Annotated in this window: 13 protein-coding genes and 8 tRNA genes; 18 read left to right on the forward strand and 3 right to left on the reverse strand. The window is 66.5% G+C overall.

Annotation, left to right across the window (positions count from 1 at the left end; translation table 11 throughout):
- Nucleotides 1-23 precede the first annotated feature (23 nt).
- The 11 genes from Q322_RS0103195 to Q322_RS0103230 all read left to right on the forward strand — a co-directional run bounded on the left by Q322_RS0103195 (nucleotide 24) and on the right by Q322_RS0103230 (nucleotide 3,755).
- Entirely contained in the window at nucleotides 24-248 is a 225-nt protein-coding gene (locus Q322_RS0103195) for a hypothetical protein (RefSeq protein ID WP_029475873.1), read from the forward strand.
- Nucleotides 249-468: 220 nt separating this feature from the next.
- Nucleotides 469-545, forward strand: a tRNA-Asp gene (locus tag Q322_RS0103200).
- Between the two features lie 272 nt (nucleotides 546-817).
- Nucleotides 818-893, forward strand: a tRNA-Gly gene (locus tag Q322_RS0103205).
- Between the two features lie 27 nt (nucleotides 894-920).
- Nucleotides 921-998, forward strand: a tRNA-Leu gene (locus tag Q322_RS0103210).
- A 208-nt stretch (nucleotides 999-1,206) separates the two neighbouring features.
- A tRNA-OTHER gene (locus Q322_RS23020) sits at nucleotides 1,207-1,341 on the forward strand.
- A gap of 20 nt (nucleotides 1,342-1,361) precedes the next feature.
- A tRNA-Pro gene (locus tag Q322_RS23025) sits at nucleotides 1,362-1,437 on the forward strand.
- Nucleotides 1,438-1,496: 59 nt separating this feature from the next.
- Nucleotides 1,497-1,572: transfer RNA gene (locus Q322_RS0103215), tRNA-His, on the forward strand.
- Nucleotides 1,573-1,578: 6 nt separating this feature from the next.
- Nucleotides 1,579-1,654 (forward strand) — tRNA-Arg (locus tag Q322_RS0103220).
- Between the two features lie 72 nt (nucleotides 1,655-1,726).
- A tRNA-OTHER gene (locus Q322_RS23030) sits at nucleotides 1,727-1,874 on the forward strand.
- Between the two features lie 81 nt (nucleotides 1,875-1,955).
- A complete protein-coding gene (locus Q322_RS0103225) occupies nucleotides 1,956-2,171 on the forward strand; it encodes a TROVE domain-containing protein (protein ID WP_029475875.1) in 216 nt (71 codons plus the stop codon).
- Between the two features lie 261 nt (nucleotides 2,172-2,432).
- Entirely contained in the window at nucleotides 2,433-3,755 is a 1,323-nt protein-coding gene (locus Q322_RS0103230) for a TROVE domain-containing protein (protein WP_084147755.1), read from the forward strand.
- Here the strand turns inward: Q322_RS0103230 and Q322_RS23035 are convergent.
- Together Q322_RS23035 and Q322_RS0103240 are read right to left on the reverse strand one after the other, a co-directional pair.
- Nucleotides 3,650-4,795: a DUF6624 domain-containing protein gene (locus Q322_RS23035; RefSeq protein ID WP_162176574.1), complete on the reverse strand. Its 1,146-nt coding sequence runs from the start codon at nucleotides 4,793-4,795 to the stop codon at nucleotides 3,650-3,652. The genes Q322_RS0103230 and Q322_RS23035 overlap by 106 nt on opposite strands.
- 75 nt (nucleotides 4,796-4,870) lie before the next feature.
- The gene (locus tag Q322_RS0103240) at nucleotides 4,871-5,851 is read right to left on the reverse strand and encodes an acetamidase/formamidase family protein (protein ID WP_029475881.1); all 981 of its coding nucleotides are present in this window, start codon (nucleotides 5,849-5,851) and stop codon (nucleotides 4,871-4,873) included.
- A 31-nt stretch (nucleotides 5,852-5,882) separates the two neighbouring features.
- Between Q322_RS0103240 and murF the strand changes: the two genes are divergently transcribed.
- Nucleotides 5,883-7,196: a UDP-N-acetylmuramoyl-tripeptide--D-alanyl-D-alanine ligase gene (gene murF, locus Q322_RS0103245; protein ID WP_029475883.1), complete on the forward strand. Its 1,314-nt coding sequence runs from the start codon at nucleotides 5,883-5,885 to the stop codon at nucleotides 7,194-7,196.
- Here murF and Q322_RS21500 read toward each other — a convergent pair.
- Nucleotides 7,154-7,609, reverse strand: coding sequence for a hypothetical protein (locus Q322_RS21500; protein WP_156952856.1), 456 nt, complete (start codon nucleotides 7,607-7,609; stop codon nucleotides 7,154-7,156). The two genes, murF and Q322_RS21500, sit on opposite strands and share 43 nt — an antisense overlap.
- A 34-nt stretch (nucleotides 7,610-7,643) precedes the next feature.
- On the opposite strand from Q322_RS21500, the gene Q322_RS0103255 reads away from it, so the two are divergent.
- The 6 genes from Q322_RS0103255 (at nucleotide 7,644) to Q322_RS21505 (ending at nucleotide 15,667) form a co-directional block, all read left to right on the forward strand.
- The gene (locus tag Q322_RS0103255) at nucleotides 7,644-8,402 is read left to right on the forward strand and encodes a hypothetical protein (RefSeq protein WP_034417429.1); all 759 of its coding nucleotides are present in this window, start codon (nucleotides 7,644-7,646) and stop codon (nucleotides 8,400-8,402) included.
- A 431-nt stretch (nucleotides 8,403-8,833) separates the two neighbouring features.
- Nucleotides 8,834-10,012, forward strand: coding sequence for a type IV pilus assembly protein PilM (gene pilM / locus Q322_RS0103260; protein ID WP_029475889.1), 1,179 nt, complete (start codon nucleotides 8,834-8,836; stop codon nucleotides 10,010-10,012).
- Entirely contained in the window at nucleotides 10,005-10,733 is a 729-nt protein-coding gene (locus Q322_RS0103265) for a hypothetical protein (RefSeq protein WP_029475890.1), read from the forward strand. The genes pilM and Q322_RS0103265 overlap by 8 nt, the downstream gene beginning before the upstream one ends.
- Nucleotides 10,723-11,361 (forward strand): type 4a pilus biogenesis protein PilO, encoded by a 639-nt coding sequence (pilO, locus tag Q322_RS0103270; RefSeq protein WP_029475892.1) that lies wholly within the window; start codon nucleotides 10,723-10,725, stop codon nucleotides 11,359-11,361. Before Q322_RS0103265 ends, pilO begins: the two co-directional genes overlap by 11 nt.
- Nucleotides 11,358-13,145 carry a hypothetical protein gene (locus Q322_RS0103275; RefSeq protein ID WP_029475893.1) on the forward strand — a complete coding sequence of 596 codons (1,788 nt, stop codon included), beginning with the start codon at nucleotides 11,358-11,360 and terminating at the stop codon, nucleotides 13,143-13,145. The genes pilO and Q322_RS0103275 overlap by 4 nt, the downstream gene beginning before the upstream one ends.
- Nucleotides 13,146-13,291: 146 nt before the next feature.
- A complete protein-coding gene (locus tag Q322_RS21505; protein WP_245593118.1) occupies nucleotides 13,292-15,667 on the forward strand; it encodes a secretin N-terminal domain-containing protein in 2,376 nt (791 codons plus the stop codon).
- Nucleotides 15,668-15,679 lie beyond the last annotated feature (12 nt).

Genomic DNA, 15,679 nt, shown 5'->3' on the forward strand with positions numbered 1-15,679 from the left:
CGACTGGGTATCAAGGAGACACCATGAAGGCGCAAACACTCGACTGGGCAATCCATAAGCTCCTGATTCTTTCCCTGATTTTGCTGAGCTTCCTGGCGCTGTCTGAAAGCGGCATGATCCTCTTCATTCTCACGGCAGGTCTGTTTTCGGGGCTGATCTACTTTCATCACAAGACGTATGGACCGCTAATTGCGGCTGGTGCGCCATTCAAGCCTCTTCGCATAGACGTGAAAAGCAGCCGGGAATAAATCAGGGCGATTCCAGACGGCGCATCGGGGGAGAAAAACCCTTGCTGCGCCGTTTCGCCTAGCCCATGCCTACGCCACACGGCGAATGTGCCGCCGCCTACGCTACCCGTACACTTCTATGCAGGTGAAGGCGACTAGCCCAAACCGAGCCGGGCCGCAGGCGCTGGGTTCTCCTCAAACGAAACCCCACCGTCAATCACTCGCCCGGTCGAACTCCACTGGCTCCATCGTCTAACGGTTTCAAGATGCCCGGTTGTCTGCCGGATGATACGGGTTCGATTCCCGTTGGGGCCGCCAAAGCACGAGACTACAGGGCCGACAGGTCACGGTTATTTTGCCCACCACTCCGGACAACCCCTGAGCGCATCTGCAAAGACTGCACCCTGGACCAGAGGCCAGCGCAAGCCCCTCTTTCTCGTGGCCGCCACTTGCCCTGAGTCTCTCCACGCACACTCCCTTGCTGGGCCGAAGAAGCCTCGGTTGTCTCTGGTGATGGCCCTATAAAGGCCTGGGTTCAACTCTCGCATCCGACTTCACCCCTTGCCCAGCCCACTTTTTTCAATCCTCAAGCAGGTTTCGTCCAGCAGTTAGGATTTCCCGTTGCCAACGGGAGGACGGCGGTGCAATTCCATCCAGCCTGCTCCACCCACCCCACCCTCAGAGGTCTTTTATGCTCCGGTATCCCAATCTGGTAGAGGAACGCGTCTCAGAAGCGCGTCAGTGTCAGTTCAAGTCTGACTCGGAGTACCAGCCTGGCGACAGGCGAAATCCAAAGATGGTGGGGGCGGCCCTTTACACCTCTTGCCCAGATCGGCGTTTCTTACGCCTGGGCCGGCGCACCGGGGGTATGGGTTCCCCCAGCTCGATTCTGACCACCCATCCCAGAGCCAGCCTGTAGCACCGACAACTGCGGATTTCACGGCCACACCTCAAGTCCCGCACATCAAGCACCACCCGTGGAACGGTAGCTCAGTGGATAGAGCATCTTGCCTTTGCTTCCAACTTGCCCATCTGCACGCCAGCCGGGCCGACTGTGAAGGCTGATCGACTGCAACTCAGAAGGTCGCGGGTTCAAATCCCGCCCGTTCCCCCACGTCTCTGGACTCAGCGCAATTGAACGGAGGGCAGCAGAAGCCCGCCTGATTTGGATTCAAAGAGGTCGCGGGTTCGGTCCCTGCCGTTCAGACCAATCAGACCGGAACACGCCATGGGGCATGTCCTCCTCCGGGAAAGCAAGGCAGTTCCGTGGAGGGCGTGGTGTAAAGGCCGCACGCTGCCCTGTGAAGGCAGAGGTTTTTGGGTTCGATTCCCACCGCCCTCCCCAAACCATGAACCGGTAGTTCAGATGGAAGAGCGCCTCGCTACGAACGAGAGGGGCGCAGGTTCGAGTCCTGCCCGGTTCACCACTCGGACAGTCAATCCGCCGTCCTGCACGCAGGAACTGGGAAGAAGGGGCGGCACCCGAAGAGTAAACATCTGGGCTTGTGGCGCAACTGGCGGCGCAACCCCCAACGTGGCAACAGGCTCAGGGGCGGCCCCTCGCCTTACTTGCTGGTCATTACGAAGGCTGACCCGCTCAAAGTTGCACGGGGAAGGTTGGGAGTTCGAGTCTCCCCATGTCCACCAACCGACACGCTTATGTGTCCCGTCGCCGCTGGCCGAAGTCCAGTCCGTCCGTCTCGCCCTGACACAAGGAGGGCATCAACCATGAAGAACCTGCTGAGCGTGATTAGCCCCAGGAAGCGCCGTCAGACCGAGCGGCTCAGCGTCCGTCAGGTCCGCAACAACGCGGGCGGATTCGTGTACACCGTCAGCGATGAGGGCCGCCTGACCCGCTTTCTGGTGCTGGGAACCGATGGCGGCACCTTCTACGCCGCCGAGCGCAAGCACACCGTCCAGCTCAGGAGTTGCACCTATGAATAGCGCGGGAGCAGCGTCCCAGACGATAAATCTTGACCTGCTCGCGTGGGGCGGTTTCTGCCATTCTCTCGCCTTCCTCCGCTCCCCCGCATCTCAAAAGCCCAGTGTCTCAATGCTGTCGTCACGCCTTTCATCATTTTCCCGAACCGATCACGCCTATCCAATTTCGCCAGACCAGTCTGGCGACTACTCTGGGATTCTCCCGCCAGGAGAGGTTTTTTCTGATTATGCAGGTGCAACTCCTGAGTCCAGGCCACCGATTTCGTGCGCGAGCTGGTGGCACGCGACGCCGCCCTGGCCCTGCGTGTGACCCTGGACGTCGTGCGCGGCAACCGTGCCCCCAGGCCCGATCCGGCGCTGCTGGTGCTGGCGCTGATCGCCAAGACCGCGCCCGACGCCGCAGACCGCAAGGCCGCCTGGGATGCGCTGCCAGAAGTGGCTCGCACCGGCACCATGCTGCTGCACTTCCTGGCCTTTGCCGACGCGCTGGGAGGCTGGGGCCGCCTGACCCGTCAGGGCATGGCCCGCGTGTACGAGGACGCCCCGCTGGAAAAGCTGGCGCTGTGGGCCGTGAAGTACAAGGCCAGAGGCGGCTGGAGCCAGGCCGACGCGCTGCGCAAGGCCCACCCCAAGACGGAGGACGCGGGCCGCAACGCCGTGCTGAAGTTCCTGGTGGACGGCGTGCTGCCGGAGGGTGTAGACGACACCGCCCTGCGTGTGATCGAGGGTCACCTGCTGGCACTGGAAGCGACTTCGGACGCTGCCGCTGCCGGGCTGATGAACGAATACGGCCTGCCCATCGAAGCCGTGCCGACGCACCTGCGCGGAGCCGGGGTCTACCGCGCCGCGATGGGGACCAACGGCCTGACCTGGCTGCTGCGGAACCTGGGCAACCTGGGCCGTGTGGGCGTGCTGAACGTGAATGACCGCGACATCGTGCAGGAAATCGTGGACCGCGTGACCAACGCGCAGGCGCTAAAGCGTGGGCGCATTCACCCGCTGGATGCCCTCAAGGCGCACCTGATCTACGGACTGGGGCGCGGCGTGAAGGGCAAGGGCAAGTGGGTGCCGGTGCCACAGGTGGTGGACGCGCTTCAGGATGCGTTTTACCTGGCCTTCGGGGCCGTGCAGCCTGCGGGCAAGCGCGTTCTGCTGGGGCTGGACGTGTCGGGCAGTATGGGCATGGGCCAGGTGGGCGGCGTGCCGGGCCTGACCCCGCTATTGGGAACGGCGGCGATGGCACTGGTCACCGTCCGCACCGAACCCACCTACCTGGCGCTGGCCTTCAGCTCGGCAGGCGGTGGCTACGGCGGACGCTGGGGCGGCGGCACCCCCGGCCTGACCCCGTTGACCCTCAGCCCCCGTCAGCGCCTGGACGACGTGGTGGCGGCCATGCAGAAGATTCCGTTGGGCGGCACCGACTGCGCCCTGCCGATGCTCTGGGCGGCCAGGCAGGGGGTGGAAGTGGACACCTTCGTGGTCTATACCGACAACGAGACGCGGAGTTCGTTGACGTGCGCGGGGTCTTCGAGCATTCGGGGAGAGGCTTTACGCCAGACGCTGTCGTATTGCACCTGGGTGCCGTAAAGCTGGGGCAGATTCTGGGCCAGCCGCACACGGTCCGTCAGGTAGGCGAAGTTCCGGTCCTCGCTCTGGGTAGACTTCTGCTGCACGATCAGATCGAGGATGCAGGCTTGCAGCGCCGTCTTGGCGTCGGCGTGTTGGGCCAGAAGCCAGGCATTAAAAGCCAGTTCGGCGTCCGCGCGGTTGGTGCTGGGCCAGCCGAACTGGCGCAACGTGGTTTGCAGCCAGGCGGTGGACTCGGCGTCCACCACCCTCAGATCCCGCGCCCCGGACTGACCCAGGCGGCTGGCCTGATCCTGCTCCACCAGATGGCCCGCCTCATCATCCAGCCGGTCAAGCTGCGCCCCGGTCAATGGCATGTTGAGGACGGCTTTCGTGGTGAACGGCTGGCAAACCAGGTTTACGGTCACCGGGCGCTTCAGGCCGGGCGGCGGAGTCCGGGCAGGCAGATTGGCCTGAGCCTGGGCCAGCGTTTTGGCCAGCGGGGGCAGCTCCAGTTCGGCGCGGCGGGCTTCCACGTTCGTCTCATCTTCGATGGGCAGGGGAACGGCCCTGCCGCCCCGGAAGGTGTAGAGCGTGCCGTAGCGCTGGCGCAGGTCCAGCCGGTTCAGGCCCCGGTCGATCAGCGACGCGGCAACGGTGCGCCCGTCTGGCGAGGTAGCCGCCGCCAGCGCTGCCTGCCCCGCGCAGTACTGAAGTCGGCCATCCCCCAGCAGTCCCACAAAAGAGCCGCGCAGCGCAGGATCGGCGGGCCAGCCGTAGGCGGCCAGCAGGCGACCCAGGTAAGCGCTCGTTTCCTGGCTCAGGCGCTCTATCTCGCCCAGTTCCTCAGCCGTCGGCGGGCGCTTGGTCAACGGCCTGAACAGGCGTTCGTTTTGCAGATTGTAGGCCACCGTCGTGGCCTGGACCGCCTTTACCAGTGCCGGAGGAAGAGGCCGTGAGACGGGCGCGACCAGCGCGGCACATTCGGCGGCATCAGGGATACCGTTCAGGCCAGCCTGCGCCAGCGCCGATCCCAGACCGCAGAGGAGGGTGAGGGTCAACCATTTCCGTAAGACACCTGTTTGCATGGGGACGCTCCTATCATGTACGCGTTGCCAGCCTGAGCCTGTTCTCGATCATTCCACGAAAATATCCAGCGGCAAAAAGGCGCTGACCGTGTAGTTCGGCGCGTCTACCACCTGACTGATCTTGAGGTCCACGCACGCGCTGGACAGCACATACGCCTGTTCCAGACTCAGGCCGCGTGCCGTCAGCCGCCGCAGCAGAGCGCGCAGGGCGATGCGGGCCGCCGCCATCAGGTCAGGATCGTGGCCGGTGGCAGCGTGCCAGCGCGAGCTTGTGCCGCCGTGTGTGGGCGTGATGAACTCGGGCGTGGTCAGGCCCGCGCCCCGCTCCAGACCGACGCGCAGCGTGATCTGCCCGGCCATCTCGATCCCCGTTCCCGACAGTTCGCCGTCGCCCTGCGCCGCGTGCAGGTCACCCACTGAGAGCAGCGCGCCAGGAACTTCGATGGGCAAAAACAGCGTGCTGCCCGCCACCAGTTGCCGGATGTCCATGTTGCCGCCCACCTGCCGGGGCGGCGCGGTGGGCTGCGGGCCGTCCGCACCGGGCGCGACGCCGATCACGCCGGGAAAGGGAGCGAGGGGCAGGCGAATGCCGGGCAGAAAATCCGCGTGCGTCCCCGCCCGCAAATCCCAGAGGTGGGTGTGAGGCTGCAAGCCTTCCCCAGCCAGCACGGCGTCCAGCAGGCCGATTCCGTCCGGGCGGCAGGCGGTCCAGCCCCAGGCGGCGGGCCGGACTTCCAGAATGTCGATCTTCAGGGCGTCGCCAGGCTCCGCACCCTCCACGAAGACCGGACCAGTCAGCGGGTGGCCGCGCGGGCCGTCCCTGGCCGGCACAGCGTCGGCACGAATCAGGACCTCAAGTTCGGCGGGAGCCGCCAATTCACCGCCGAGCACCCGCCGCGCTATCCCACCGTCCGAGGCGTCCAGCGTGTCGCAGGTGAGGGTGTCGCCGGGCTGCACGCTCAGCGCAGGCGGCAGCGCCCGGTCCCAGACGGTGTGGATGTGATCGGCACTCAGATGATGGTCAGCCATGCGGACCAGGCTACCGATATTCTGGGCGGCGATGCCTGATCCACACGCCGCCCTCCCCTTTTCCGCCGCCGTTCACCCGGAGGCCCGAGCCGCCGCGCGCCTGACCTGGGATTCGCGCGAGGCCGGACCCGACGTGGCCTTTGTCGCCCTGCCCGGCGAGACGATGCACGGCAACCGCTTCGTGGAGGCGGCGCTGGCGGCGGGCGCACCCTTCGTTCTTACCGATCTGGACGCGGCGCGCGCCGTGCGGGTGGACGACGCCTGGGCCGCCCTGCGAACCTGGGCGCAGGCCGAGCGGGCGAGGAATGGGCGGGTCATCGGCATCACCGGCAGCGCGGGCAAGACCACCGCCAAGGCGTATGCGGCAGCGGCGCTGGACGCCCACTTCATGCCGGTGTTCAACACCCAGCCCGCCATCGCCTGCTTTCTGATCGAGTTCGGGGCCTCCGCGCGCCCGCTGGTGGTGGAGATGGGGATTGACCGCCTGGGCGAGATGGCCGAACTGGTGGAACTGGTGCGCCCGGACGTGGGCGTGATCACGGCGATTGGCCCGGCGCATCTGGAGGGGCTGGGCAGCATCGAGAACATCGTGCGCGAGAAGGGCAAGATTTTAGGGCGGGCACGTGGGCTGGTGGGCGCGCAGGCTGCGCCGTTCTATCCAGAAACACAGTATCCGGGCGTGGAGGGGTACGGCTTCGGGGACGTGACGCACGCCGGGCAAAGTCTGGAGGTCACTCCGCAGGGCGCACACTTCACCTTCGAGGGTGTGGAGGTCCATCTGCCCCTCGCTGCCCGCGTGCAAGCCGAGGCCGCCGTGCTGGGGCTGCTGCTGGCGCGGGAAGCGGGTCTGGATTTGACGCAAGCGGCGGCGAGACTTTCCGCCGTCAGCGTGCCGGGGGGCCGCTACCGGGTCCATACGGGGCGTTTCACGGTCATCGACGACGCCTACAACGCCTCGCCGGTGGCTGTTTCTGCCGCGCTGGACGCCCTGCACGGTCTGCCAGGCCGCCGCATCAGCGTGCTGGGGCGCATGCTGGAACTGGGCGAAACCGAGCGCCGATTGCACGCGCAGGTGGGCCAGGAGGCACGGGCCAAGGCGGACCTGACCTACGGCGTGGGCGCGTTCGCCGCCGAACTGGGCGAGCGGGCGTTTGCCACCGTGCCGGAACTGACTGCCGCTCTGCTCGAGGAAGTCAGGGACGGCGACGTGGTGCTGGTCAAGGCCAGCCGGGGCATCTCGTGGACACCTGAGCAGCGGGCGCAGGCGGGCGTGGGGCTGGACGTGGTGGTGGACGCCCTGCTTCAGTTGCGGGACGGGACCAGGGACGATGGCGCTGGAAACTGATCTAGGTACGTCAGCGCCCGCTCCCACGCGCCCGGTGGGAAATAACCGGGGGCGGCGTGATCGTTCTCCGCGCAGAACTCGGCCATTGGCACGGTGATGTCGGCCACCCCGCCCTGCCAGTACGGGGCGTAGGCGGCGTGGTGGCGGCGCAGCAACCCGGCCTCGGACACGTAACCCTGGGCGTCAAAGGCAGTGGTGCCGTCGGTCACGTAGACATGGCTGCCGTCGAAGCCGGGGGTGGGGTAGATAAAGCGGGGCCGGTAGCCCGCCTGCGGATAGGTGTCCAGAAACGCGAAGGCCAGGATCTGACACGCGCCCGCCGAGAAAAAGGCGATGTCCGGGCGCTGGTAGCTCAGGCGCGCGCTGTCGAACTGATCGCGGGTCCGGGCAAAGACGGTGATGGGCTGCCTCATGTGCCTGAGCCTAACGCCGGGAACAATGGTTTCCATGCGCCGCTTCCTCACCCTGTCTTTGGGACTGCTGCCGCTGGTGGCCTGCGCCCCGGCCCCGACGCAGCCTCAGCCCACTCGGCCGCCTCCTGTCGCCACGCCCGCTGACCCCGGTTTCCGGGCAGCCTTTTCCCGCGAGGGCGTGGCCTGGGTGGCGAGCGGGCGGGCCTGCGTGGCGCGTGCGCCGTCATACCGCGTGAGCTGCCCCAAGCTGCCCCCAGCGGTGGACGTGGGCTGGAACGGCGGCGACGCCTGGGCCGCCATTCCGGGCCTGGGCGCGGTGATCACGCTGGACCGTGCCGCGCAGACGGTGGCGGTGGGCCGGGTGGTGGCCCTGAGTGGCACCCGCGCCTACCGCGAGGACGGCACCGCCGTGAACTATGCAGGCGTGGCGGTCCGGGGCGTGATCGGTGCTCCGTCGGCTGCCATCACGGGCGGGGGCGGCCAGGATTACGTGCTGCTGGGCGGCAAACTGATCCGGGTGACGGACGGCGCGGTGCTGGAAAGCGGCGCGGGGGTGTATCTGCGGGCCACCCCCAGCGGCGCGAGATCAGCGGACGTTCCCGGCGTCATGGCCGACTTCGGCAGCTACCGCCTGGCGAACGGCACCCTGGAGCGGCTGGACGCGGCGGGCGGCGTGGTGGGCCGCGCGGCGCACGGGCCGGGAGGCGTCGGACTGGTGGGAAGCGATGTGGTGACGGTCAGCCCGCTGGGTCAGATCCGAGTGTTCGGGATGGACCTGCGGGAACGGTCATGAGAGGCGTTCAAACTGGATTGAAAATGTCCAGCCGTGACCGTTCACACCTGTCTGTCAGGTGGGCAACATGAATGGCGGCAGACGATTTCTGGGCCACTTCGTCCCGCAGGCCAGTTCGCCTGGGGGCGTGCACTTTTCGCTCAGGACATCCTCACACACTTCTTAGAAGAGATGTTTTCCGGTGACCCCCCCTGTTCCTGCCCAGAGGGTGGCAAGGCGGCTGCCGGATGCCCTGGCTGGAGCGGCAGCCGCCCGACGTACCCGCGTTTTGCCGTGTCAGAGTTCGGTAAGCGCCGGAATGGTTGCATGGGGGGCCGATGGTGGCCACAGCCCCTGGTCGTCCGGTCCACCGCTTTTCGCCTCTTTTTCCCGTCTGGAACAGCTCCCGCCAGATAAGTGCCTGGTAAAACCCACCCTGATCTGGAGGGAGAATGTCTAGTTTCGTACAACGTCTGCTCAGTCCACGGCCTGCCGCGCTCGGCGTGGAAATCGGGACCAGCGCCATCAAGGTGGTGTCGCTGCGGGCCGGTTCGCCGCCCTCGCTGCTGCACGCCGTGATGACGCCCACGCCCATCGGCAGCATGCAGAACGGTCTGGTCGTCGAACCCCAGGCGGTGGCCACCGAGCTGCGTCACCTGCTGGCCGAACACCGCATCACCACGCGCTATGCCGTGACCGCCGTGCCCAACCAGTCAGCGGTCACGCGCAACATCATGGTGCCCAAGATGGACCGCAAGGACCTTCAGGAAGCCATCAAGTGGGAGGCCGAGCGCTACATCCCGTACCCGATTGACGACGTGAGCCTGGATTTCGACGTTCTGGACGATCCGGCCACCATCCCCGAGAACGGGCAACTGGAAGTGGTGATCGCCGCCGCACCTACCGAGGCGGTGGTCCGGCAGATCGAGGTGCTGCGGCTGGCGGGGCTGGAACCCACCGTGATCGACCTCAAGAGCTTCGCGGCCCTGCGCGCCCTGCGCGGCAACCTGCTGGGCGAACACCTGACCAAAAGGACGCTGACCGGCACCAACTTCACCGAATCCGGCGAGGTCGCGCTCGTGCTGGAGATCGGCGCGAGCAGTTCGGTGATCAGTCTGGTGCGCGGCGACCGCGTGCTGATGGCGCGCAACGTCAACGTGTCCGCCGACGACTTCACCACCGCACTGCAAAAAGCCTTTGGTCTGGACTTCAGCACCGCCGAGGACGTCAAGCTGGGCTACGCCACGGCGACCACCCCCACCGAGGACGAGGAGGACCTGCTGAACTTCGACATGGCCCGCGAACAGTACAGCCCGGCGCACGTGTTCGAGGTGGTGCGCCCGGTGCTGGGCGACCTGGTCACCGAGATCCGCCGCTCGCTGGAGTTCTACCGCGTCCAGAGCGGCGACGTGGTCATCGACCGGACCTTTCTGGCCGGGGGCGGCGCGAAACTGCGCGGCCTGGCGGCGGCCATCAGCGACGCGCTGGGCTTCCGGGTGGAAATCGCCAGCCCGTGGCTGACCGTGCAGATCGATCAGGCGGGGATGGACCCCGGCTACCTCCAGACCAACGCGCCCGAGTTCACGGTGCCGCTGGGGCTGGCGCTGCGGGGGGTGGCTGGCCGTGGTTGAAATCAACCTGCTGCCCGCGCAGTACCGCATGCAAGCGGCCCCCAGCGCGTGGCGCTACGCCACCTTCGCCCTGATTCCGCTGACGGCGGCGGCTATTTTAATTCCCGAGGTGATCACCGCCACCCGCGTGGGCGACCTGAACCGCGCCCTGGACGCCCTGAACGGCGAGATTGCGGCGCTGACCCCGGCCAAGCGGGAGTTTGACACCCTGACGGCAGAGGCCCGTGCGCTGGAACAGGTCACGGCCATTGCCGGGCAGCTCCGGGCAGGCAAGAGCTACTGGACCAACGATCTGGCCGCCTTCACCTCACAACTTCCGGGCGACGGCAGCGTGGCGATCAACACGCTGACCATCCGCACGCTGGGCGCGGGCAACCTGAGCACCTTGCAGGGAGGCGGCATCTATATGGGCAAGGCGGTCACGCGCGAGATCGACCTGAGCGGCACCGCGCGCAGCCAGCAGGCCGTGGTGAACTTCCTGAACCTGTACGAGGACAACCCCAATTTCGGCGTGAACTTCAAGTCCCTGCAAAACGGCGCGCAGGACGAGGGGTCAGGCGGCGCAGCCGGTGCCAGCAAGTCGTACACCTTCACGGCCAGCGTCGGGATCGTGGGCGCGCTGCCAGCGGACACTGGAACGCCAGCGGACAACGAAACGCCAGCGGCGGCGCAACCTGCACCGGCAGCCGCGCCGGCACAAGGAGCGGGCCGTGTCAACTAAACTCTCTCCCAGAAATCTGTTCCTGATCGTGCTGGCCGTGTGCCTGCTGGTGCTGGCGCTGTGGTTCGTGCTGCGCTTCCAGCCACGGCAGCAGCAGATCACGGAGCTGCAAAGTCAGGCCGAGCCGCTGCAAACCCGCGTGGACACCATGCGCGCTGCGGCTCAGCGCCTGCCCGCGCTGCGCGAGAGCGTCGCTAGGCTGCGGACCGATCAGCAGGAATTCGTGACCGCCCTGCCCCAGGCCGCCAACTTCGGCGCGGTTCTCGATGGGCTGCGCCGCACCACGGCGGCCACCGGGGCCACCCTGAACACCTTTGCGGTACAGGGGGGCGGGGCGGACAGTGGGCTGCCCGGCGGCGTACGGCCCATCGGCCTGAGCCTGGGCGTGTCCGGCAAGTTTGCCCAGATATTTGAGACCCTGCGCGCCGTGGAGACCGCCGGACGCTTTACCACCGTCAACAACGTGGCGCTGCAACTGCCTGCTGCGACCAGCTTCGATCCCGAATTACAGGGCACCCTGGGCCTGACCGTCTACACCTTCGACCCGGCCCAGGCCAGCGCGCAGGCAGAGGGCGGCACCCCACAAGCGCCGGAAGCGGCCCCCAGCGCCCCAGGAGGAACCCAGTGACCCGCGCGCCCCTCAAACTCTCCCGCGAAATGAAACTGCTGCTGCTGTTGCTGCTGCTGGTGGCGCTGCTCGGCGCGTGGTACGTCTGGACCAACAACCGGAGCGTGGCGGCCCTGGCCACGTCAGGCGCAGCGCCTTCCAGCGCAGGGACCGGCGAGACCGGCAGGGAGGCGGGCGCATTCCCCAGCACCGGCGACACCGCTCCTGATCCTGACCCTGGGGCAGGCACGGTCCCCAGCGGCACAGTCCCCAGCGGCACAGTCCCCAGCAGCACAGTCCCCAGCGGCAGCACGTCGGCCAGCAGTGACGGCGCAGCCAGCGGCACGCCCACTACAGGCGACAGCAGGACTGAGCCAGGCAGCGCGGCAGCCGACGGCGCGGGAACAGGAACGGCGGCAACTGCCACTGCGGAAACTGGCCCATCTGCGACGGGCACCGCCGGAGCGGGTCTGGCCGCAGGCGCAGGAACGGGGCAGGATACGGTTCCCCTCACGCCGGACGCGCCGCTGTCCGGCGTGAGCGGTCCAAACGGCACGGCTACGGGCAATGCAGGCAATGCGGGCGCGCTGGCCGTGCAGCCCAATCGGCCCGTGGACATTGAAGTCATTCCGCCCTTCCCCACCCCTGAGGTGCCCAGCAGACAGGGCAGCGCGGCCACCCCCGCCGGCATCAACCCCCAGGCCAGCGTTGCCAGCGTGCCGCGCAACAATCCCTTCCGGCCCCTATCGCTGGACCGCAGCAGCGTCCAGGACAGGTCTGCTGCGGCTTCCACGTCGGGCCTGACAGGCAGCGGCTCACCATCCAACACCCAGTCCAACACCCAGTTTGGTTTCCAGGCCAGCACCCCCGGCGGCAGCGTACAGACCACGCCGATCACCCCCAGCAATGCCGCACCGCTGGCGATCAGCCCGGTTCCCGGCGCGGGCAGCAGCACCGGCGTCTCATCGGGCAGCCTGAGCGGCCTGCCCACCCTTCCCGGCGCGGACAGCACCGGCCTGGGCAATCCCAGCGGGGGCCGCTCCGGCGCTGGCCTGGACAGCCCAGGTAGCGGCGTCACGTCCGGCAACGCCATCCCCGGCGGCAGTGGCAACACGGTGGATGACAGCACTGGAGTTGGCAACACGGTGTCTGGTAACACGGTGTCTGGCAGCGCGCCGGGCCGCACCATCTCCGGAACCAGCGGCGATTCTGGCGTGACCGTGCTCGGTGGCAGCGGGACCACGGGTTCCAGCACAGCCGCCTCCAGGAACCCCAGCGGCATAGGCAACCCGGCCCAGACCAATACACAGCCCACTGCACTGGCCAGCCCACAGGGCGGCGTGGTCATCACCGCGCCCGAGCCGCCCAAGCCTATCGTGCCGCCCATCGCCGGAATGAACGTGCCCAGCGTGACCCGCGTTTCCGTCACGCCATCCGGGGCAGCGCCCGGCACCGCGAACGGCGCTGGCAGCCGCATCGGCTCAGACACAATGGCGACCGCCACCCCCGTTCCCGGCACCCCGCAGGTCATCGCCTCGCTGGGCCAGGGCGCGGGCGCAGGGGACGGGGCGCAGGCCGCCGCCAGTCAGCTCGATCAGTTCGTGCAGAAACGGCAACTGGTATTCAATGCCGCCGTGCTCGGTCCCATCAACACCGCCATCTTCCGGGGCCAGGACGGCTACGCGGTCGTCGCCGTGGGCCAGACCCTGCCCGATTCTCAGGTCAGGGTCAGGGAAGTGAACGCCACCACCGCCGTGCTGAGCCTGGGCAATGACCTCAAAATTCTCGAACTGGACCAAAGGTGAGCCAAACCATGATGAACCGTTACGCCCTCCTGCTGACCGCCACACTTGGCATGGCCGCCGCGCAAAATATCCCCGCCGCCCCTCTCAGGGCTGGCACTCCCAGCACGACTCCGTTTCAGGAAAGCTCGTCAACGGAGATCAGTACCGTGAGAAGCGCCGCACGAGATCCCAATCTCACCAATGCCCGCATCACGGTCAACATGGGGACGTACGTTGGCCCTCTCTCGACGCTGCTGGCAGGTATTGCCACCAGCGCAGGCTATGAAGTGGTCTTCAACTTCAATGTTGACGCGCTCGCACTGATCAACGGTGAAATCGTTACCTCGGCAACCGCCAGCGCTGGTGCGGCACCCGTGGCCAATGTTCCTCAAGGTGCTCCGAACGCTCTGATTGCCTATGCCTCGCCCATCGGCAAACCGCAGGAGCTGGCGGCCAAACCCGTGGTCCATAATTTCGTCGGTAAACCGTTCAATGAAGTCTGGCCCCTGTTGATGGACGTCTACGAACTGAATTACGAGGTCATCAAGCTGGGTGGTGGCAACATCTTAAGAATCAGCCAGCGCCCTCGTCAGCTCTCCGTCGTCCTGAGGTACACCACTGCTGCTGCGGCCCGTGAGAAGGCTACGGAGTTCTTCGGTGAAGCAGCCTACAATGATGAAGATTACATTGATAACGATGGAAACAAGCGCACGCGCAAACTTTTTGCTGGATACAGATTACCCGACACCTTGAAAATTCTTGCCGACACCGAGAACAACCGCCTGATCGTGGGCGGCACCAGCGAACAGACCGACAAGGTCCGCAGCTTCATCTCCACCATCGACATTCCCAAGTCGGCTGCTTCCACCACCGCTCAGGGACAGACGATTTACACCACCAAGAGTAGTCCGGTTGATGTAGGAGCAATTCTCCAAAGTCAGTTTCCTGCCCTCAAGGCAACTCCCATCGGCCAGACTGCCCGTGTGGTCATCACCGGACCTCAGCCTGATCTGGACGCGGCCCTCAAGCTGCTGGCCGAGGTAGATCAGCCCGCCCCAGCCGCAGCCAAGCCTGCCGCCATCCCCGTCGCCCAGCGCGTGTACAGCGTCAATGGCCGCCAGGAGGACGTGGTGGACCTGCTGGGCAGGCAGTATCCGGGGCTGAACGTCTCGCCGGTGGGCAGCACCGGGCAGGTGGTCGTCAGCGGTCCAGAGGACCAGCTCAGCGAGGCCCTTAAACTGCTGGCGCAGGTAGACCGCCCCGTGAGCGCCGCACCGGACCCCAAGTCGGGGGTCCAGGTCTACGCTGCCAGGGGCAAGTCCGACGACGTGACCAGGTTCCTGGCCGCGCAGTATCCGGGCCTGAAAGTCACGCCCGTGGGCACCACCGAGCGGCTGGTGATCAGCGGCCCGCAGGACCAAGTGAACGCCGCGCTGGCCCTGCTGGATCAGGTGGATGTGGCCGCGCCGGTGGCCGCCAGCACCGTGCAGCAGGTCTTCACGCTGGTCAACGCCAGCGCCGAGGAGGTCAAGGCCACCCTGGAAGGCACCCTGTCGCGGGACGTGACCTCCACCAATCTGGTCTCCAACGCCACGCTGATCAGCCCGGTCACCGGGCAGCCCTACACCAGCGGTCCACTCGCCAACGTGCCGCTGCAACCCCAGACCACGGGCGCTGCTCCGGCGGACAGCGCGGCCACCGCAGCGGCCCAGCCCCCCACCATCATCGCCGACAAGCGCACCAACACCCTCATCGTGCGCGGTACGCTGGATCAAGTGGCACAGATCGCCGAGCTGATCCCGCAACTGGACCAGAAGGTGCCGCAGATCAACGTGCAGGTCCGTATTCAAGAAATCACCGAGACGGCGGCCCGCAGCCTGGGCATGGACTGGAAGATCGGTTTCGGCGGCTTCCAGGTCTCGGCGGGCAGCGGTGGCCTGGGCGCGGCCTTCAACCCCACCCAGAGCCTGATGGGCTTCAACCTGGGCGCGACGCTGAACACCCTGCAAAACCAGGGCCTGTCCAAGAGCGTCTACGACGGCGCGATCACCATGCAGAGCGGTCAGCGTTCCCTGAGCAGCGAGGGCCAGACCCAGAACGCCTCGGCCACGGCGGCGGCCAGCGTCAAGTCCGGCGGACGGCTGGAACTCAACATTCCCTCGGCGGCGGCCAACGTGCCCGGTATCCAGAAACAGATCGACTACGGCGTCAACCTGGATTTCTACAGCCCGCAGGTGGCCCCGGACGGCTCTATTACCATGCGCGTGCGCGGCCAGGTCAACGATCTGACCACCCCCATCACCGCCTCCACGTTGCCGAACCTGCTCCAGTTCGCCAACAGCGAGGCCCAGACCACGCTGACCTTCAAGAGCGGCGAAACGTTGCTCCTGAGTGGCCTGCTGAAGACCAAGGAAACCCGCAACAACGACGGCGTGCCGTTTCTGTCCAGCCTTCCCGTGATCGGCGGCCTGTTCGGCAAGGAGACCACCAAGAAAGAGCAGACCCAACTGCTGGTGGTGATCACCGGGAACATCGTCAAGTAATACGGACCCCGT

Origin of the sequence: Deinococcus frigens DSM 12807, assembly GCF_000701425.1 — a bacterium.
Lineage (GTDB): Bacteria > Deinococcota > Deinococci > Deinococcales > Deinococcaceae > Deinococcus > Deinococcus frigens.